At 46.5% G+C, this 20364-nt stretch carries 14 protein-coding genes; 3 read left to right on the top strand and 11 right to left on the bottom strand.

The features are described 5' to 3' along the window. Positions 1 to 57: 57 nt before the first annotated feature. From Pan54_RS07145 to Pan54_RS07105, 9 genes are all read right to left on the bottom strand, one after another. Positions 58 to 2109 (bottom strand): CAP domain-containing protein, encoded by a 2052-nt coding sequence (locus tag Pan54_RS07145; protein WP_146502836.1) that lies wholly within the window; start codon positions 2107 to 2109, stop codon positions 58 to 60. 127 nt (positions 2110 to 2236) lie between these two features. After that, positions 2237 to 2986, bottom strand: a complete 750-nt coding sequence (locus tag Pan54_RS07140) for a CAP domain-containing protein (protein WP_165441634.1) — start codon at positions 2984 to 2986, stop codon at positions 2237 to 2239. A 1500-nt stretch (positions 2987 to 4486) separates the two neighbouring features. Then, on the bottom strand, positions 4487 to 6946 hold the full coding sequence (locus Pan54_RS07135) for a bifunctional serine/threonine-protein kinase/formylglycine-generating enzyme family protein (protein WP_165441633.1): 2460 nt from the start codon (positions 6944 to 6946) through the stop codon (positions 4487 to 4489). Positions 6947 to 7250: 304 nt separating this feature from the next. Beyond that, positions 7251 to 7916 (bottom strand): RNA polymerase sigma factor, encoded by a 666-nt coding sequence (locus Pan54_RS07130; protein ID WP_146502833.1) that lies wholly within the window; start codon positions 7914 to 7916, stop codon positions 7251 to 7253. Between the two features lie 401 nt (positions 7917 to 8317). Next, a complete protein-coding gene (locus Pan54_RS07125) occupies positions 8318 to 8518 on the bottom strand; it encodes a hypothetical protein (protein ID WP_146502832.1) in 201 nt (66 codons plus the stop codon). Positions 8519 to 9168: 650 nt separating this feature from the next. Beyond that, on the bottom strand, positions 9169 to 9684 hold the full coding sequence (locus tag Pan54_RS07120) for a hypothetical protein (RefSeq protein ID WP_146502831.1): 516 nt from the start codon (positions 9682 to 9684) through the stop codon (positions 9169 to 9171). 249 nt (positions 9685 to 9933) lie between these two features. Continuing rightward, a complete protein-coding gene (locus tag Pan54_RS07115; RefSeq protein ID WP_165441632.1) occupies positions 9934 to 10212 on the bottom strand; it encodes a rhodanese-like domain-containing protein in 279 nt (92 codons plus the stop codon). Between the two features lie 170 nt (positions 10213 to 10382). After that, on the bottom strand, positions 10383 to 11252 hold the full coding sequence (locus Pan54_RS07110; RefSeq protein WP_146502829.1) for a hypothetical protein: 870 nt from the start codon (positions 11250 to 11252) through the stop codon (positions 10383 to 10385). Positions 11253 to 11503: 251 nt separating this feature from the next. Beyond that, the gene (locus Pan54_RS07105; RefSeq protein ID WP_146502828.1) at positions 11504 to 12592 is read right to left on the bottom strand and encodes a CAP domain-containing protein; all 1089 of its coding nucleotides are present in this window, start codon (positions 12590 to 12592) and stop codon (positions 11504 to 11506) included. Positions 12593 to 13210: 618 nt separating this feature from the next. On the opposite strand from Pan54_RS07105, the gene Pan54_RS07100 reads away from it, so the two are divergent. Next, entirely contained in the window at positions 13211 to 13609 is a 399-nt protein-coding gene (locus tag Pan54_RS07100; RefSeq protein WP_146502827.1) for a hypothetical protein, read from the top strand. A gap of 140 nt (positions 13610 to 13749) precedes the next feature. Next, positions 13750 to 15540 (top strand): hypothetical protein, encoded by a 1791-nt coding sequence (locus tag Pan54_RS07095; protein WP_146502826.1) that lies wholly within the window; start codon positions 13750 to 13752, stop codon positions 15538 to 15540. Between the two features lie 309 nt (positions 15541 to 15849). Here Pan54_RS07095 and Pan54_RS07090 read toward each other — a convergent pair whose 3' ends face one another. Further along, positions 15850 to 18387, bottom strand: a complete 2538-nt coding sequence (locus Pan54_RS07090; RefSeq protein WP_146502825.1) for a serine/threonine protein kinase — start codon at positions 18385 to 18387, stop codon at positions 15850 to 15852. A gap of 11 nt (positions 18388 to 18398) precedes the next feature. Next, positions 18399 to 18992 carry an RNA polymerase sigma factor gene (locus tag Pan54_RS07085; protein ID WP_146502824.1) on the bottom strand — a complete coding sequence of 198 codons (594 nt, stop codon included), beginning with the start codon at positions 18990 to 18992 and terminating at the stop codon, positions 18399 to 18401. Positions 18993 to 19367: 375 nt separating this feature from the next. Here Pan54_RS07085 and Pan54_RS07080 point away from each other — a divergent pair, with 375 nt between their 5' ends. Then, positions 19368 to 20309 (top strand): CAP family protein, encoded by a 942-nt coding sequence (locus Pan54_RS07080; RefSeq protein ID WP_146502823.1) that lies wholly within the window; start codon positions 19368 to 19370, stop codon positions 20307 to 20309. The last annotated feature ends 55 nt before the right edge of the window (positions 20310 to 20364 follow it).

The following is a 20364-nucleotide window of genomic DNA, read 5'->3' as shown; positions in this document are numbered from 1 at the left end:
CGGAACTCTCCTAAAAACAAAGCGAAATTGTGTTTTGAACTGGGCTGCGGCAATCGATTACGGGTTTTCCCCGACAGTATTTCCCGGAGGATCGTAGTTGCAGACGTAGATGGTGTTCAGGTTACCCTGGGCGTCAATGTAGTCGGCTTTGCCGCAGCCAATCTGGCGGGTATTCCCCCAGATCATTTGGGTGTAATGCCCGTTAAAGTCGTTAATTGGACCTCCAAATGTGTAAAATCGCTTTTCATCGGCCCAATACCGGGTGGCTTCGGTCGCGTTGTAACCGCGTCGACCTGTCCAGCCCCAGGCAATGTTTTCTCCATAGATTCTTGGAGTACGGTGCTGGAAATTTTGACTGGCGGCCAGTTGATCGGCCCAATCCTGAGCATATTTCGCAATCTCATTGGACCAGACGACCGGTTGTTTGCCGACGGCAGCCCGTTCTTGATTGTGGATTGCCAACATCACATCGCGGTCCTGGATCGTCATGTCTGATCCAGTGAGAGTCACACCACCTCTTGGATTGTTCGGGTTGAACGGTGGCGTCTGTGCCTGACCGGTAACCGTTACCGTTTGGCTGGCCTGACTGACTGTTGCTGATTGGAGCAGGGCCTGGTTTGCAGAATCTTTGACCATCCAGACCGAACCAACCGTCGTGGGCTGTAACACCCGGCCTTTGGGTTGAATGACTCCGTACGGAACATGTGCCTGATTTTCCGGGCTGAGCCAGAAATACTGAACCGGCTTGCTGGAGTTGTTGACTATCGTCAGCGTACTGCGTGTGCCGTTTTGTGGCGGCGGGCCGACAACCGGATTGGTGACTTCAGGATTCTGTGGATTGACGACCGGGTTGGGGGTATTATTGATGTTCACGACATCACTGGTTTTTTTGAGATAGTACACATTTCCATTGGCCGTCTGGATCATTGTGTCGGGGCTGACCAGAAAGATTCGCCACATGGTCACGTCGCCATATTTCATCGACTGGCCGCTGGCATCAACAACCTGCTGGCCCATAAATACGTGCGGAAGCCCGTTGATGACGCGGTAGATCGCTTTCGATCCGCTCGGGTCCCGCATCTCAAGCCCAGTTGACGTGCGGGAAAAAGTGAATGTTGGTCCTGAACCAGCAACCGGATTTTTCTCATCAGGTCTGCCTTTCACCCAGGTTCCTCCAAAATCCAAATTCGGAATTGGCGTTGGTGGAACCTGGCTGACGTTCCGTCTCATGTACGACAGATGTCCGGTAGATGTCTCCAGAATTGTGTCGGCGTCGAGCATTTGCAGCCGGTACGTGGGGATATTGAATGTACGACCATTGAGTGTGAACGTCTTGCCCCAATAGTCTGTTCCCCCTTTGACGGGAATTGTGTATTCAGCCACTCCACCGCTCTGCAGCGAAATGCCGAGTGTTTCCGATCCCAGAAAATTGAGCTCCATATGCAGAGCCACTTCGGGTGGGAAGTCTTTGATGCCGGGAGGTCCTTTGAGCCATTTTCCGACCGGGTTGAGACCAGATTGCTGATTCTGCCCCCAACCGGGTGGAGTTCTTAACGGCTCGGACAGGTCGTAATACTTCGCGATGCTGGCGTAAGGGGCCAACGGCTGGCAAAATGAGATCTGTTTGTTGGACAAATCAATTTTCAAATATTGTTGACCACTATGCAGCACAACCATCTGGCTGGAGTCTGCAACCTGTGTCCAATCTTTAGTAAAATCGCGTGTTGCCACACTTGACGCCATACTGGTTTCTCTCCACTGACCTGGCGCATTTTGGTAAAAGGCGCCAACAATATTGCCGTTGCTCTGCTTTTTCACCGACAATAAATTAAAACCGGTTACATCGTTCGAACCAGGTTGATTTCCGCCGCCAGGTACAAATGCTCCTGGCCCCTGACCCGGCCCCACAGGTAAACCACCGCCACCGGGGGGAACATAAGCCCCAGGTGAACCACCGCTGCCGGGGGGGACATAGGGTTGTGAACCGGGATTACCCTTTTGCTTTGCTGGTTCGGCTGCGCCTGGCGGAACGTATTGAGCTTCCACAACTGTGGAAAACAGCGACAATACAATTGCAGCAAAGGAGAAGAGAGTCAAAATATTTCTCATGAATTATTCCTCGTTGAACTGAACGACTGGTGGATGTCTATTAAAGTCAGAAACCGCAGGGTAGTTTCATCTTGTCGCAACGCGATCAAATACTCTTCTGCCTACACTTATCAGTTCGATCAAGCTACTATCGTGTTCCACCCATCATCGTCCAATACCGTTTCCCGTTTGCGGAATATTCACCCACTCCAATTTCTTTAAGTTCGGGAATGATCATGTTTTCATAGTGGAGTGGAGATTTCTTCAACAGTTCGAAAGCATTCTGTGCATCACCACCTCCAGCCAGATTTTCCATCCGGACAAAGCCCGTATATCCAGCTGCAGTGGCACGACTTCCAGGTGTTGATTCCCCAACCACATGCGCAAAAGTATTATTTTCAATCAGATATTTTGACCAATTGCGAGATGCCTGCATGAGTTTTTCGTTTTGGGTTAAGACAGACAGCCCTTTGCTCCTGCGCAATTGATTTACCAAATCAATCATCTTCTCCTCAGAGTTTTCCTCACTTGCAACGAAATTCTTCAGCACCCAGTACTTATCGCCTGTTGTAAAATTCCGGTTGCTGCCAAAGACCCCTTGTTTGGGGATATTCAACTCAATAATGCTATTACCATCATTTAGAAATACTGAAGTTGCCGTACGTCGCTCTTCAGTCCAGGAGTAGCGTTTGTCTTGGCCGTCTTTGGTTTCATGCCACTCCCATTTCATGGGACCTTTCTGGGTAATAGTGCCAATCTGACTGGTTTCGTTGAACACCGCGACACCTGTCATATTCAGTCCCGTGACATTTTCTGCCGCTGAAACAGGCTGCACATTACAGGTCATGGTAAGTAAGGCGATCGAATTTAAAGTGATCAGGGTCGCCAGGGAATTCATTAACGATTTCATTTTCAGCTCCGATTAAATTTTCATACAGAAAGACTGCATTTAGACATTAAATGCGTTGTGATTAGTTAGTTAAGAATATTCTATTCGATCTTACGTGTGTTTTGAGTTGTCTTAATTCGTTTTTAGGCTCAGTTTTGGGCTGAAAACAACGAAAACGAAAGGCTGATACTTAAGTTATCTCATGAACTTTGATAACCGCATTAATATTCTGAGCCATCCAATGTCTCCTGTAGGGAATACGCTCGCTCAGTGAGTAACCTACGACATTTTTTTGTTTTTTTGAAATTTAGTTGAAAGGATAAATCCACATCCTCTGGGCATGGTCAGAGATGAATGGCTCCGCCGTGCTGTCTATCATGACATTCTAATATTTTCTATCCGAGTTCCCGACACGTCGAGAATTTAACATTCTGCTCGTGACTGGTCACTCAATCGTCTGCAGTCTTCAGAGTGTCGGTCGCGAATATCAGCCTCCCGCTGTTTCGTAATCCGTGCTCCTTCATTCAATTTCGATACTAACACTCGATCACGATCAGATCCTCGCACCTCTGGCAACTCAGAGCTCGATTTGTTTTTAGACGTTGCTGTTGTGCCGTTTGTCGTGAATGTTGATCGATATCGAGAAGGACCATGGTGGTCCTCCTGTAAGAAAGAGTGAGTGTAATTCCCCAGCAATAGGAAAATCATAAATTCCAATCCAAGCAACTCTTTCATCGATATCAAAGGGTGAATCCGAATCTATGGTCTTGGCGGTTTCGATCACATTTTCCATTCGAGACCAGTTTTTTTCATCTACGTAAACAGATTCATCTTCACTCCCCTTCAATAAATTCTTACCTGTACACTTCCGGGCCGATATTCCGGCCCTAAACAAAGTCCACAACAACTCATCGTTGTGGTCTCACACCAATTTCAGAGCAATTGGTAATAAGTCATCCGAAAGTCGACATGGCTAGATTTTCAAGTCGAACATTAGCGGGAAGTCCAGCCAGCTTACGGTTGAAGGCTGCGTAACTGAGAATTTAGTGCATTTGAAGCAAGAGATTGTTGGTTCAACAATAGCAAGTCCCAAAACAAGCGACTCTTTTAGCCTGGATTTAGGGATGGAGTTTGGGCATCGGTGGGCTTTGGCGAGGTGGCTCGCAGGTGTTTTTCTGGATTGTTGTGCGGGGTGGCGATATAGTTTCAGGTGAACGGTGACGGCAAAGCGAGGGGCGACGGGGCCGAAGTTTAGAACCTTGCTTTTTTCACAGGATTCTTATATTTTCTATCCGAGTTCCCGACACCGCGAGGATTTATCATTTTGATCGTGACTGGTAATTCAATCCTCTGCAGCCTTCAGCGTGTCAGTCCAGTATTTCAGTTCCCTGCTCTTTCGAAATCCGCGATCCTTCATTCAATTTCGATACTAACACTCGATTGCGACCAAATCCTCGCACGATTCCCTTGCTCAGCTTAATGAGCTTCTGACGTTCTTGGCGCGTCGTTTTAATCTGTATTCTTTGTTGTCAATAACATGACAGGCCTCACCCCCAGTGCATGAAAAACATACTCAGGCGGACGGCAACCTCTTAACGCGGAGCGGCATGCTGTGGGAGGATCCCAGACGGAGCCTCCTCTCATGACTCGGACATCATTTCGATGAAACTTTTCGGCAGGGCCTGTGGGATTAATTTCTACACTGACATTAGGATAGGATTTCGCACCGCGATCAAACACCCATTCATGAACATTTCCGTGCATGTCATGCAAGCCCCATGCATTTGGTGAGAGCAAGCCAACCGGTTGTTCTTTTCGATTCTGATTTTCAAAGTACCAGAATTTATTCTGCAATACTTCTTCAAGTGTGCCAAAGTAAAACGGAGAGGTTGTACCAGCCCGACAGGCGTACTCCCACTGAGCTTCGGTCGGCAATGCAAATTCAAAGGCAGGGTCTTTGAATTGTTCATTTAATGATTCGATCATTCTCTGACAATCATGCCATGAAATCTCAACGACTGGCATGATGCTGGGATCGCCCTGATGATAACTTCGATTGACATGGTCGTTACCTGTCACACTCTTCCATTGTGCTCGTGTCATTTCATAACGACTCATATAAAAAGGCTTTGAAATCTGTACGCGATGTTGTGGACTTTCGGTTTTCAGATGACTCAAGCCCCATCCATCATCATAAGTTTCTGACTGTGTGCGAAATTTTTCCAGTTCCGCTTCTGTCGATCCCATCAGAAATTCTCCAGGGGGAATCAGCTGAAAATCCATGGTTGTTCCACCGGGAAGCGTGATCGTTTTCGTCACCGGCAGGTTTGCGTGATCTGCCCATTGCTGTTGTTTGCTGGCTGCTTCAGATGAAGACATCTGAAATCGTGAGATTTCCGGAGTGTTCATGGACAACTTCGAATCGTTCTCATTGGGTCGCACTGTTGGAGGCACATTCTCTGGCATTTCCAAAGATGGATTCTTTACAGAGTCTGCTTCTGAAATTTTCGTAATCGTTACTGTTTGATCATTCTGGTATTTGAGTTGAAAAACATTGCCTCTGATCTGCAATATCTGTTGCTCCGACGAGGGAAGTCGGACTTCATAATTTCCAGATCGATACCAGATCGCATCGCGAGCCTGACCAACTTCAATCGATTCGAAGAATTGCCCATCTTTGATGACCTCGACAGTGACATCAACGCCTTCCGGAGCTTCTATTTTCAGATAACCACCGTCTGTTTTGAGCCAGAAGATACCCACCGCGAGCAAAAGACCTAATGGCAGAGTGGCCAGGAAGAATAAACGTGAAAAATGAAATGAAGAGTTTCCACTCGTCTGAACAGTAGATTTCGGAACAGATAAACTTTTGGGGAGGGAATCATCCTGAGAAAGTAAAACTGTATTGGAATCGGCTCCAACAACCGTTGTTGTCGATGAGTTCAGCAATAAACTTTCAAGATCCACATTCTTGACATAAAGCGATAGTTGATTAGCAATTTCCAGGGCAGAGGAAGGACGATTAGCAGGATCTTTTTCCAACATGCTATCGATAAGGTGACCTAATTTTCTGCGAAGTGTTACTCTTTTTCCGATCGGATCCGGCTTCGTGATCGTCAGAGCTTTTAATATTTTTATGGGGGTCGGATATTGCTCGACAGACAGTGGAGCAAAACCGGTCAGCAGACAGTAAAAGGTGGCACCCAACGAGTAGATATCAGAACGGGCATCAACATCCTTTAAGTTATCAGCCTGTTCTGGAGCCATGTACTCCAGAGTTCCTACAATCAATCCTGCAGAAGTAATCTCCTCTATTTCCTGGTGGATACTGCTTAATCTTGCCAGGCCTAGATCGAGGATTTTGACAACCATTTCTCCATTATCGGAGCGTAATAGCATCAGATTGGAAGGTTTCAGGTCCCGATGTAACATTCCTTGTTTATGGACATAATCGAGGCCAATTGCTGTTTGTCGAATGATTTCACAAGCCAAGGCAACGGGTATTGGCCCGTGACGCCGCAGGATATCGGAGAGTGTTAAACCCTCGATCAATTCCATCGCCAGGAAATAAATACCTTCATGGACTCCAGCATCAAATCCGCTAACAATATTGGGATGCACAATAGAGCCGACGGAGTGCATTTCGCGTTCAAAGCGACGAATCAGATCAGGGTTCGATGCCTGTTCGGCTGGGAGTACTTTAAGAGCAACAGGCTTGTTCAAGTGAGTATGTAAAGCCCGATAGACAAACCCCATCCCTCCCTGTCCCAGAAGTCCTTCGATTCGATACGCACCTATTTCCGCTCCTGGTTGAAATTCCTTTCCTCGCAGATTCTTTTTCTGACGTTCATTCAGGATCCAATCACTGATCACCGATTCGATTCGACGGTAGGCCGACTCATCGATAAAGAGTAGGTTTTCAGTTTGATGGTCTCTTAATGAGAATGGTTGAGGGGTTAGATGGTTCATTCCCGACAAGGTTTCGCAGCATTCGTTGCATTGATCAATGTGATCTGCAATCTTACTCGCTCTGAGGTTATCTAGCGTTCCGTTGCAGAATCCGCTCAATTCCTCAAATCGCGGGCAGGATGTCATAGTCATGAATAGTTCTTACTGAAAATAACTAATGAAACTGATTCAGTTTCCAGAGCATATTCATAAATCAACTGCTGCGTTCGCATAGAGCAATTATTGTGTGTTTCGGATACTGGCTTCCAAGCGACTGCAGAGACCATTTGAAATTGGTCTAAGAGTACATCGAAAAGCACTCACACTATTTTTTATCATCTGGAAATGGGATTATTCCCTCAAACTCGGATCTTAATCTTCGCAACACCTTATACTTTGCGTTGTGAATTGCGCCAGGTGTCATTCCGAGTTCTTCTGAAACATCAGTGGTATGTGCTTCCTCGATGGTGATTTTCCAGAAAGCCTGCCAGGTTTTCGATTCAAATTCCGTTTTGATCAGTTCGAGAGCTCTGCGGAACAAGCACATTCTCATGGAATCGATTTCAGCCGCAGGAAAATCATGGAACTCTAAATCTGGGGTTTCATGGATCTGACGCATGGCTGTTGTCCCGCCCGTTGCAACAACCTGTTTTCCCCGAGCACGAAAATAATCGAGACATTTAAAACGAGTAATCCCGTACAGCCAGCCATGAAAAGAGTCTCCCGGTTGCTCCCGTCTAAACTCAAGGATTTTCTCAGAGACGACCTGAAACACTTCCTGCACAATATCGGCCGAGTCATACTCTGAAATGCCATTCCGACGACACCATTCATAAACGATCGGACCAAAGAGTTGGACAAACCGATTCCACTGATCGGCATCCTGTTTACGAATTCCATCGAGCATGGTCAGGGATGTTTGTTTCGTCATCATCAATTTACTATTACGAGCCGAAACTTTAGTGGTGAGCGCGATGTCCAGTCTCGGCATGACCAGTGTGATTAAATGTCCATGTCCGTATTGTGGCTTAATTTACACGACTGCAACACTTAGGACAATCTTTGTCTCGTTTTTTGATATTCTTTCATCATGGATCCAGACGGGCCGTGTTATTTGATTTCAGAAATCAATATTGTGGGACTGCATATGACGATGCCGTGAAGGTCTTCCCATAAAGTTCATTTTCTCACTTTGTCTTCTTCCATCCGGTACAACAAATGTTGTCTGTGATCCAGAATTCGATACAAAGAAAATAACAAAGTTGATGAGTACTAACAGCTCACAGTTGGAGGCTTAGGTGTAGAGAATCTCGTTTATGTGAAGCGGGGTGAGAGCATTGAAGTGGGATAAAGCTCGGCACATCGAATTGGCGAGCTTTATATCCTGACTGCTCATGCCACCTTCCGCTCGAACGACTTGATCAATCCTCCAACATATTTCTTGACCTCAATCTGATCGATGGAAATTGTCTCCACTTCACCAGGCTCCTCCCGAATCGATGGCAGGTGATCTCGTTCCATATGGCTTCTTTTCGTATTGTAATACTGCGTGAATTCGTCCGTCAGATAATCGAGATGCTTCTTGCCAAACACGATGAACTTATGGAGGCACTCAGCTTGATCGTCTCGATAAACCGCTCACAGCTACTATTCGGTTTCGGGGATGCTTCTCCCGACCGCGGGTCTCATGGGCAAACTTCTTCGTTTGCGTGCACACCCATGCCGAATTCGGCTGATAAGTCGCTTCGGTCACGATCGCCTCGCGTGTTAGAAGATTCAAAACACCATGATATACAGATCCCGCAGCCCTCGTGCGGTCATCGACTTGACAGAAAAGAAGTCGCAGGCCCGCTATATTTCTCCAGGTCGATTCAAGAACTCTGACCATGAGTCTGAGGTCCGATATGGTCCCGGCTGAAACTCCTTCTTCCTTGAGGATATTCCGAAGTGGTCTGACGACTGATACTCCTGATCCTGAGGCGCGAAGCCAGCAAGTCGGATGATCACTTACAACGTCTTGGAATTTTCCTGACAGCGAAGGATGAAGCCGGCAGATCGAAGACCGAGCAACGCGTTCTCATCGCTCGGTGGAATTGGACGGCTGTGCTGCCTTTTTGTTTTTGCAGGAGCCCTTCTGCACAGGACCAAATACGGCAGAACGTTTAGGGGAACCGGATGGCGGCGTTGACATTGATCTCAAATTGGGTGTGAATCGTCACTCGAGTTCACGTTGTTGTTAGCCGTTAATTCGGATTGACTTCTCGTGGTTTTCCGACCATGTCATCAAAGTCCGATGGTGGATCGGCGCCAAGCCAATCTTTGGGAATCTTCAGTTGGGCGAGCGCTGGCGGTAACGGGTTCTGTTTTTGCCGTGTCATGTAGAAATTGAGTGGGAATTTGACGAACGTGTCATTCGTCGCCTCAGGCGGCACAGCTTGCATTCGGACCTTACACCAGTCAGGTTGTTTTGTTTTCCAAAGTCGCAGCATTGGAAAACCGCGTACGATGATTCCGTTGTTAGCTGGTACCCAAGGAACTTCACCGAAACTGTACCCTTGATCCAATAGCGCGAAGACGGCCTTCTGATGTGGTTGGATGATCAGATAAATGAAAGTCTGCTGGTAGTGTGATGACCATATACCAGCAAATGCGTCTGACGCTGCCTTCGTTTCGTCATCCGCGTCACAGGAGGAATCAAGCGAGAGGCAAGCCATCGCACTTCCAATCGCCATAACCGCTGTTCGTCGAGATAAGTTCATGGGTTTTCTCAGTCGGCTAACGGCGGCGTTGGCCGAGTACCGCCAATGTGGTTTCAATTGGTGAACGCGCCACGCGTTGCTTCGGTCTAACGCATGGTTCGTCGAGTTTGGTGTTAGAGTTGGGCTACCAGACATTTTATCAGGAGTCGAACGTGCATTCCATCTAAATAACCGTGCGCGATAACTGGACAGTCATTGATCACAGGGGCTGATACGAATTGTGTTGCTTGGCATGATGATTTCGTTTCTTTAACCAGCCCCGGACATCCCACCAATCACATTAGTGACAGCCTCGAAGCCTTGCCTCTGAAGAAATGAGGAAGCAATCGAGGCACGATAGCCTGATCCGCAGACGACCACTACCGGTTTGTCCTTGGAGATTTCTTCGACTCGATTTTGTAACGTGCCGCCGTTAATGTGCATCGCTTCTTCGATGTGACCCTCGTTCCACTCTTTGTCGGTGCGGAAATCGAGAATCGTCAATTGCTTCTCGGACTTTCGCTTCTTGTCGAGGTCATGCACAGACATCGTATTGAGCATTGCAAGTGGTAACCCCGCTGTCTCCCATGAGTCGATCCCGCATTCGAGCGGGAAGATCCAATCCGGGTCGAGGCAATACCGATCATGACTAAGTTGAGAGTTTGAAAAAGAAATGGTCTTGCAGGACGGACGATCGTAAACTCTGCTGTCGTGCCCCACTAATTTTCGAACCGTCGGGTCCAGGTGAAGTCGTTGGAGAACCTCAAGACGGTTCCTGCTTTTTCTGGCATTGCCGTGATTGTGCCTGCTTTGAGATCTTTCGTTTTACCGAGTTCATCGGTGAAGAATGTGACTGAAAAGGCACCATTTTTCACCTTGAACTCAGCACTCTTCCAACTATGTGGTCTATTTTGACTCTCCAAGACGTAGAGAATCCGATCACCGATCGCGGTGCTTCTGATGATGCCGCCATCCCAGTCATCATTCCAGGCACCGTGATTGACTGGTGTGGAAAACAGAAGTTGCACAGGCTTTTGGCTGAGATCTGGGCCGCGATCGGTCCCTGTTCGAGGATCTCGAATCAGTTGAACAACATCATCTTCCGGGAAATAGTAAGCTGCTTGCCATTCATTTTCTGAAACTTTGACACGCGCAGGCCGTCCGGACCTTCCAGATTCCATCGTGAGCGCATTGGGAAGAACGACAGAGGAGGAATTTGAAGTCTTAAATACGGCCCTCCGATCAATGATTTGCCAATTGACAACGGTCTCACCGTTCGCAACCAGAACATCGTATTTATCAGAAAACCGCATGTCGGGCATTCGGGATCGTTCCTGAATCGTGGCTGCCTGCCATTTGTTTCCAACAACTTCCCCAAGTGTACCGATCTCTGGAGAATTCTGGATCCTCCGCCCAAGATAAGTGATAGTTCGGTTTGCGTTGTTACCTTTCTCTGAGTATTCGACAGTGCCATCCGGGTTGAGCCCACCATTGACGCTGAGCCACTCCAGACCTGCTGGCTGAGCAGAGGCGATATTGACGATGATTAGAGAACAGGCAAAGGATCCCAGGATTTGCTTAAAGGTCATGTTGAGTTCTTTCATTGTTTTGATTAAGGCTGCCCAGCGAACTGGGTATTAATTTACAGGCGAAAGCATCAATGCAGAGATAAGCACGGTCATTCGCTATTGCACCTACTCTCAAATGGAATTACTGAACTGAAGAGTAAAACCTACGTCCAGATTTGTCATAACCTCAAATTAATGAGCAGAAAATAATTCTCTCGAAAAGGCAACGGAATCTCAGATACCGACAGAAAATTGAGCGCATAATCAATTCATTACCGATTGATTACGAAATCCCACTTTCCTCCGCTATTGATGCGCGGGTCCCGTGTACTGATTGCCCAATCGAGTCGATTCTCGTGATAAATCAACGGTTCGCCGCCAAGACTGGTTAACCGCAGTAGACCTATCGTTCTCAAATCCCACTCGATCAATTCACCTTTGTTGAACAGTTTCGGTACGAGCTTTGGTTCTGTTTTCCAATCGGTGCCAAGCAGTTTTCCTGTTTTGACATTGACGAAATGATAGGTAGGATCAATCCCTTTTCTCAAACGCCAGAGAGATTCCTGTTTTGTGCTTTTAGGCTCCATCACCACAACACCATTTTTTGCAACAAGAACCAGATTCGTCGTTCTATTCACGATCCAGAATTCATCTGCACCTTTGATATTCGCGGCAGTCGTCGGCGTGGAATTCAGATTGGCGGGAACCGGATTGTTTGCGACAGGAACACCACCAACCATTCCCAGAGTGCCATAAATCAAGTCTCCGTTTATCTCAAATCCCATCCCGAAATGAGTTAATTCAGGGTTAATCAAGGCGAGTCTGTGACCACGACTTGCTGCAAAATCATCAACCAACCATGCCATCATAGCCAGCTTTCCATAGCCTTGTCGGGAACTCCCTGATTTCAGGTACAAGTTCACGGTGTTCTCAGAGTATCTGTTGCTGCCAATCACACCGAGGTACCTCACACGCATTCCACGCCCCTGACTATCGACATGTGGTACATATTGAGCCTGATTTTGTAGTGACCAATCTTTAGAAAATGCCTTGGCAATCCCCTTCAGTTCAGCGTTGGAAGTGACGGGCATATTTTTTGGAGCATTCTTAAGTTGGTTCGATGCCTCAATGATGATCTCCCGCAAATTGACGTCGGAATAACCATAAGTCAGGTTGGTGCCCGGCACAGGGTGTGTCCATTTGGAGCCGTTCATCCTGCCGTTGTTGATCATGGGGTCGAGATTCTGCTTCGCATAGGCAGCTGGATCTTTTCTCATGAGCTTCAACTCTACGATAAACTGGTCTTCCAGTTCCGTCAGAGAGGGTTGCTGAGCGGGGACAACATTGCAGAAGGAAAGCATAAGCAAAAGTATTACGCTCGTACTGAGAACGGAGCAAAAAGAAAATCTGTGTGAGTATCGCATAAGTAAAATTCCTTGAGAGTATTTTATATGTGTGATTGAAAGGCAAGTGATTCTGTAGAGTCTTACTGTGGTATCACTCAATACCTACGGCTCAATTCTCCCGAAAATCATATTTTCGGTGAATACCAGGAGTTGATACTCGAATCTTTCAATGGCTGCGATTCCAGAAAAATTTGAGGAATTTGTAATTTCCAGGCGTAGGTCATATTGATTGAACTCGTATGACTAAATGACAGGCGGTTTTTGACTTACATGATAAAGAGACTGAAATAGAGCACTTGCCTTAGAATTTATGATTCATAGGCAGTATTCGATGAAAACAGCCTGGTCGTCCACGAACCTGCGAAATTGCATGTTGGTATGTCTGTTGAGCAACGGAATTGTTCTCCATTTGATGCGTAACTCCAGTAAGACTATGAAGTCGTACAGAATTTGAAAAATTTGACCCTCCAAACACTGAAGGGATTCGGTTCGATATTTGCACTCTGAGATTGAGCTGGTCCACTAACTTTAGTTGTTGAAATTATCTTCCCCAAAAAAGAGAGAGAGCTTGCCATGAATCGTGTTTTACTTTGTAGTATGTGTGTTGCTGTCGCGGCTTTACTCAATATCACTCCTGCATTTGCCGACGAACCTGCCGCTCCTGCTCCGATTGTTGTTTCAATTGACCTCGAGCCGCTTTGGATTTATGACATCGAAGTCAGCAGCACACAAACCATGCCATCAATCACCCTCGCTTCACCAATTCTTGCGGATGGAAGTATTCTGGTTAGACCTGGTGCTCCTTATGCAGAGGGTCAACAAGGCAAGGGAATCACAAAAATGGGTTCCAAAATGAGGTTCATGCCAGAAGTCGGTCAAGGTGGTCCCTGGAAGTTGTCAATCACACCAGCAGATGAAAAAACAGCGATTACTCGCTACAAACTGACTGTCGATGCACAAGTGACTCGTTAAAAACGTATTGATAATTTGTTCGTTATACACAATTGACAAGTTGCGCGGTTTTTCCAAAGGAATAAACGTGCTGCTGGAGGAAAGCTCGCTTGAGGGATAATTATTCCTTAAAACCACTTTGAACTTACAGGAGAGACCTGGTGAAATATTGCATTAAGATGTCACTTGTTGCTGCCTCATTATTGTTTTCATTGACATCGCCAACTTTTGCACAGATCACCTACTGGCTTGGTGAGCAGAAACCTGACGGTTCAACCCATTATAATGTGCGCGTTCCCAATCCTGTTGCAGACATGATAAAAACACAACAGTTTGTGAATAACGGACAGACGATCAGAACTCAATATGCAGCAGTGCAACAAAAAGACTCCACTGGAGCAGTCCGTAATATGTATCAAAACCGACTACTCGGTTTGCAGAATTCCATCGACCAATATCAACAACTCACATACCGTGATCAGGATCGATATTGGGGCCGGAAATGGATCACTTTCAGTGATGTGGATGCAGGAGAGTGGCGAAATTTTACATCGGCATTTAAGCGACTCTCGACCAACAACAATCCCAATGAGTTTGAAGCGACAGTGACGATACTTGAGTCCAATGGCCCTGCCCCCCCTGGTCGATTCCAGGAATTGAGTGTCGATCAGCTCAGGCTCAATAACGGGTTGCTAACGATTAACAGCCCTGGTCAGCCGATGCAACTCCCAAGTCGCGGTTGGAGTGGCCCAAATATTAATTCCGCTGCACCAATCGCCCTGAAAAAGTTTGGAGGTGGGCATGTCATGTGGTTTTCTCCTGAAGGAAGGGCAAAAATCGCACCGATCAACCGTTCAGGTGAATTGGATAAAGGACAAATTCAGGATTTGGGACCAGCTTTGGGAGGGTCGCTTGCGGTTAATGACTCTAGAGTTGCCTGTCTGCTGAAAACGGAAAAAGACACGCTGCAATTTCGGGTTCTTGGAGGTCAAACAACTGTGGTCATGGCACCTAATGGTGCTGAACAACGCTGGACAATAAACGGGCAGGTTCCTTTCGGCTGTAACGACATGCGAGATCCATTAACAATGGGGCGTACCGTTGTGTTACGAGTGGGGCAGAACTGGCTGACTTCTTTTGATCATGGAAATTTATTTGTCAACCCTGATCAATCCACCGAAATGCATTATGGAATGATGACAGCGATGTTCAATGAGAATGGCTCGAATCCACGGTTGGCGTACAACTGGGGAACATCACACAGCCTGGATCAGCGGGCGATATTTGATGGAACTCACATCGCATGCATCGAATTGGGTGATTCCTACCCGAGCGACATTCGTATGCATGTGCTCGACGCCAATGGCAATATGCTTGCACAGAATAATTTGTTTGCTGATAAAAAATATCCTGACACACAAATTGGAGGCGACAATAGCAACCCGGTTTATGGAGTCGCCGCAGATGGTGGTGGTCAGTCCTCCGGCAAGCTTGGCGAATTATTCCATAATGCTGACGGACGTTATTTCTTGACATACGCAATTGAACCCCGGACATTCGGATCTCGCCGATCAAATCTGAATGAAATGGGTTTGCTGATTCTCGACCGCAATGCGAAGATTGTCGATCGCAAGCGTCTACGGCAAGGTGCGGATGTCGAATTTTTGAAGTCTTCTCTATACCGCAACAATATCCTTGTTGCCTGGAAAACCAAGCAGGCTGAAGACTATTGGATGATGCAGGTCGATCTGCAAGGGAATGTAGTTCAACCTCCGGAAAAACTTCCAGCGGACGTCAAGTTCACCGGCAGCGATGGATTCGTCAGTGCATTGGCGGGAGAAGTACTCTGGTCATCGGAATTCAGTGGCAAACTGAGAATTTATCACTTGTATCAGGATGTCATTGACGCACAGCCGCCATTTCCTCAAAAGGCATTTTCAAATGGCCAGTAAGGTGTTGATAACACTTTTAAACAGCGAGACTCGCATTCTCCCTGTGGTAGAAGAAATGTAATCTATGATCCAGAATACGATACAAAGAAAATAGCAAAGTTGATAAGAAATAACAGCTTACGGTTGAGGTCTTAGTCACCGGTTATTTGAAGCGAGGGGAGAGTATTTCAGTGGAACAAAGCTGTGCTGCTCTACCGAGGGGATCTCAGTGCAGCATCCACGGTTCCGTGCGAGTCAGACTTTTCGAGAGGGATCTCCGGGAGCAATTCTCTCCCGGGATCGCAAGCGGTGGACAGTTTTGGAGTATATTCAGTCGAGAGCTGCGATCTTGGACTCCAGATTCGACAAGTCATTAGCAAAACTCTTTTTACCTGTAAGCAACTGATATTCTGTTTCGACCGAAAAGCACTCCTGATAAATATTTCGTGCCAAAATGTTTTCACTTTGAGACAGGTGATAAGCAGCCAGCGTCTTTAAAGAGTGAACTAACTTGGCAGTCCTTCTGTAATTCTGACGATCTCGATCTTGCAGAATACGTCGAATTTCCACACAACGGACTGCCAGAGGAAAACCTTGTTCCAGTTCCTTTAAGTGAAGGAGCAGGTCGGCCAGATGCTGATAACTGAAGGAAACATGCCATAGCGTTTCCAGATTATCTGGCGCAGAGATTTCCAGTTTTTGTGCATAGTCAAGTGATAACTGGTAATGCTCGAGTGCTAAATCGATGTCTTTGCTTTTTAGTGCCAGGTCTCCTAACCTTTCATACGCGGTGGAGCAATCCAAAGCGACGTTTGAATTGAATGGATACAGGTGATCGAGTAAAACGGCTTTTTGTTGAAACATCTCGTAATATTGTTTTGCGTCATCAAAATGGTTTTTCTTTAAATGCCAGTCTCCAATAATCTGGCATGAGTAGAGAAACAATGATGCCGCTTCAAGACTCCCTGGGCTGGTTTCAGTGATCTCTTTCAAACGCCGATGTCCTCGATTCGAAAACTCTTCAAACTGATCTGGATATCCGGTATGCATAAATCCTTCTGCACACAGAATTTCTAATTCTCCTAATTCCATCAGAACCATGTCTTCACTCGACTTTGAACAGGCCTCGATCATAAGAGGTAGGGCTTCCATGAATTTTGCATGGGCTTCCTCCCAGTGAGCTGCATCGGCTAATACGTCCCCGTATTTCATGATTGCTCTGGCCAATGTTCTTTGTACATCCAGGTTATCCATATTGTTCTGGTATAATTTCTGTAATCGTTCAATCGCGTCGATATACCTGCGTTTTGAAGCTTCAAGCCCAATACTTCCGTCTGAAGCTCCAATACTATATTCGACTTCTGCCAAGCCCAGGATTGTTTTGGCATAACAGGAATTCAATTGATCGGGATCGACATGGTCTGCAGAGAGTCGATCTAGTTTATTGAGCACCTGATTGAGCATGACCTTGCGGGATTTTTGCTCTGCAGGAAGACGCAAATATGTTGTTTGGATCTCTCCAAGAATCGCTTCGATGACTTCGATGGATAGCTCAGCCTGACTCGCCACGAGTGAAGATTGATTTTGAGCTCCCAGAACTGCGGACTCAAGTTTGATGTTCTGGCTTTCAATTTTTTTTGCCTGCAGATCACTCAATCTCAAAGAATTGAAGCTGTTCACCACACTCACTCCCACGATTAAGGCTGTCATCAAAATCAAAATGGAAGTGAACGGATTTCGTCGAACCAGCCTTCCCAGTTTTTCAGGCAATGGAGTGGGGCGGGCCTGGATCAATTTTCCTCGCAGATATGAATCGAGTTCGTCGGCAACGCACTCTGCTGTCGGATAACGATGTGCGGGATGCTTCTGTAAACACTTTAATGTGATTGTCTCCAGATCTTGCGGAATGCTCTTGTCAATGACTCTGGGCGATTCAGGTATTTTCTCCAGAACATCATGAAGAACTGAAAGAGGCTCCTTTCCGACGAAGGGTGCACGACCGGTGAGCATTTCATAAAGTATTGCTCCCAAGCCATAGACATCTGTCGCAAACGTATGACTTTCCTTCCCACTCACTTGCTCTGGAGACATATAGCTTGGCGTACCAACGATATCGTAACTTCCAGTCGATAATGACGGATCGAGCGAGAGCAATTTCGCCAAACCAAAATCGGCGATTTTGGGATTCGATGAGGAATCGACCAGGATATTCGAGGGTTTTAAATCGCGATGAATAATTCCATTTTGATGTGCAAAATGGACGGCTTCGGCTATTTGCTGAACGATTTTTGCAGTGACTCGAATCGGTGGCTTGTCACGTCGGATGAACTCTGAGAGTGTTCCCTCTTCGACCAGCTGCATCGAATAGTACAGATAGTGCTTGTGCCGTCCGACTTCATATATGGGCACGATTCCTGAATGATTGAGACTGGCAACAGATTCCACTTCTGTATAGAAGCGACTGACGAGTTTTTTATTTTTTAATTCACTCTGTCGAACCATTTTTATTGCGACACGACGATTCAGACTCTCCTGATTTGCTAAATAAACAATTCCCATTCCTCCCGCGCCAAGGATTCTCAACAGGGTGTAGTTTCCCATCTGATAGGGAAGCTCAAAATCAACAACCAATTCCTCACCAGGAGAGTCTTTTAACGATGCCGCCAGTCGATGGGCCAGGCCAGTGCCCCAACTTGAGGTAACACTGTTGAGGGGTTCAACAAGTGTAGATTGCTCTCTGAGATCACTAAGCTGTTTTTCAAGTTCCCGTTTGCAACCAGGACAGTTATCGACGTGACGACCCAATTCGCCAGACTGGTCACCACTAACTAGCTCTAAAAGCTTGTTTGGAGTTGGGCATGATTGCATGAAAGCAGATTCTATCGTTCTAGTAAGCTGACTTCATTTCTTATCATTTCTTGGATTTGACTGCGTGCAGTAAACACCGTTTCGACTTTCATGCCGATCATTCTACTAACTTCATTGGCGGGCAAATTCTTCTCGGCCATCAGACTCCAAGCTTTCCAGCGAGCATTGCTAACGCGAATTCTCACACGAGCTTTCGCCTCTTCCAGCAGTTCCAGATCAAACAGATCGTCTAGCCGTGATAGTAAGTCTTGCGTCGCTTCGGCTTCCTCCAGACGACTCATCATGCAGGCAACTTTTCCATCGTCTGTAGCACGAACTCGATCACGCAGGAAATCATTCACAAGATTTTGAACGACAGTTCGCAGCCAACATCGAAAACTCATGGAGGAATCGTATTCGAATCTCAACATGACTTTTGTTAAACGAACAAGGACATTCTGGGTCACGTCCTCAGCATCAACTGCCTGTAACCCACGCCCACGACACCAACTGTAAATTCTCTTGCCATACAGATTGACGAATTCATCCCACGCTGTTTCGTCAGGAGTATTGGTTCGCAGTTTCGCCAGTAGGGTCTGGCTGGTAGGTGAACTCAAATCGATCATAAGAATTTAATTTCGAAATATTTCAATTTAAGTCGTAGGTTGAACTGGAAGTAAACGTATTGTCTTTCGTGAGCATGTAAACAATGCTTGTCTTGATTATACAAAGCCTGCCAAATGATATAGACATTGCAAATAAAGAAGATTTTAAATGTAGGCTCAACAGAGGCAGATTTAACCTGAAAATCACGAGTTTTCGTGCTGTTCGTCCATCAGTTAAAAGATTTAGCATACTTTTGATCGAAATGGATTGCAATGATTTCAAGCACAAAAGCGTCAGTTACTGCTTTGTAGACTGAACTCTGGCCTGCCCTACTCTTGGTACTGCAACCCGGGCCAAAAAACACTATCTCAACGTCTCAAGTATTGGAGCAAAAAATGAACAAGTTTCTGGTCACTGCAACCTGCGTGCTATCAGCAGTGTTTGCCTCCCTGTCGCCTAGCTGCGTTTACGCTCAAAGCGCACTTTCTCCATTTCAGAGAAAAGAGTTGACTGATTACCATAACAAGAAAAGAGCTGAAGTCGATGTCGGGCCTGTAACCTGGTCAGACGAAGTTGCTAATGTCGCCCAAAAGTGGGCAAACCATCTTGCTGCCACGGGCACATTCAAACATAACAATACCAAGTATGGAGAGAATATTGCTATCAACAGTACTGCATTGAAGGGGGCCGAAGCATGGTACAGTGAGATCAAGAATTTCCGCCCGGGTGTTGTGATGGGGCCTGCAGCGGAAGGTAAAAATGATTACACAATTGTTGGTCACTACACCCAAATGGTGTGGAGCAAGACTACAAAGATCGGTGCAGGCGTGGCTGTGATGCAAAGCGGACCATACAAAGGTCAGCTCGTTATTGTTTGTAATTATGATCCTCCCGGGAACTATAGCGGACAATTAGCGTATGCCCCAAACGCAAAAGTCCCAATGGTTGACAAGCCCTTGGCTGCACCTGCAAAAATGAACTGGAAAGACGAACATACACAGTTGAGTGGTGGTCCAATCATGGTGACCGGAGTGCCAAACTTGGCAACATTTGGAAAACCGGATCCTACTCGGGAGGGTCTTCAATCGCTCATATACAATGGTGTGCTGCGGGCTGATCGCAAATACACGATTGAGACCAAAAGTACGGACTTCAATACCCACCTGGAATTGAAAAATATCAACGGAAAAGAAGCCTATGGTAGAAATGGTCGCCCTAACGCCGTGCTTGAATTTCAGCCCAAAGCCAATGGTACTTACCAGCTCAAAGCCAGTTCTTCTCAAGCTGGTGCGACTGGTCAACTGGAAGTATGGATCACGAGCAACCCATCGAATTAATTGCACTGAGATCTCCCGGGATTCATCCCTATTGAGCATCTTGTGATCAGAGGAT

Origin of the sequence: Rubinisphaera italica, assembly GCF_007859715.1 — a bacterium.
Lineage (GTDB): Bacteria > Planctomycetota > Planctomycetia > Planctomycetales > Planctomycetaceae > Rubinisphaera > Rubinisphaera italica.
Note: the sequence above shows the minus strand (reverse complement) of the source record. Positions and strands in the feature narration are given on the sequence as shown.

Bases quoted from the DNA above. Each gene is read 5' to 3' on its own strand.
- Pan54_RS07145 (WP_146502836.1), bottom strand. From the start codon at position 2,109: ATGAGAAATATTTTGACTCTCTTCTCCTTTGCTGCAATTGTATTGTCG.
- Pan54_RS07140 (WP_165441634.1), bottom strand. From the start codon at position 2,986: ATGAATTCCCTGGCGACCCTGATCACTTTAAATTCGATCGCCTTACTT.
- Pan54_RS07135 (WP_165441633.1), bottom strand. From the start codon at position 6,946: ATGAACCATCTAACCCCTCAACCATTCTCATTAAGAGACCATCAAACT.
- Pan54_RS07130 (WP_146502833.1), bottom strand. From the start codon at position 7,916: ATGCCGAGACTGGACATCGCGCTCACCACTAAAGTTTCGGCTCGTAAT.
- Pan54_RS07120 (WP_146502831.1), bottom strand. From the start codon at position 9,684: ATGAACTTATCTCGACGAACAGCGGTTATGGCGATTGGAAGTGCGATG.
- Pan54_RS07115 (WP_165441632.1), bottom strand. From the start codon at position 10,212: ATGTCTGTGCATGACCTCGACAAGAAGCGAAAGTCCGAGAAGCAATTG.
- Pan54_RS07110 (WP_146502829.1), bottom strand. From the start codon at position 11,252: ATGACCTTTAAGCAAATCCTGGGATCCTTTGCCTGTTCTCTAATCATC.
- Pan54_RS07105 (WP_146502828.1), bottom strand. From the start codon at position 12,592: ATGCTTTCCTTCTGCAATGTTGTCCCCGCTCAGCAACCCTCTCTGACG.
- Pan54_RS07100 (WP_146502827.1), top strand. From the start codon at position 13,211: ATGAATCGTGTTTTACTTTGTAGTATGTGTGTTGCTGTCGCGGCTTTA.
- Pan54_RS07090 (WP_146502825.1), bottom strand. From the start codon at position 18,387: ATGCAATCATGCCCAACTCCAAACAAGCTTTTAGAGCTAGTTAGTGGT.
- Pan54_RS07085 (WP_146502824.1), bottom strand. From the start codon at position 18,992: ATGATCGATTTGAGTTCACCTACCAGCCAGACCCTACTGGCGAAACTG.
- Pan54_RS07080 (WP_146502823.1), top strand. From the start codon at position 19,368: ATGAACAAGTTTCTGGTCACTGCAACCTGCGTGCTATCAGCAGTGTTT.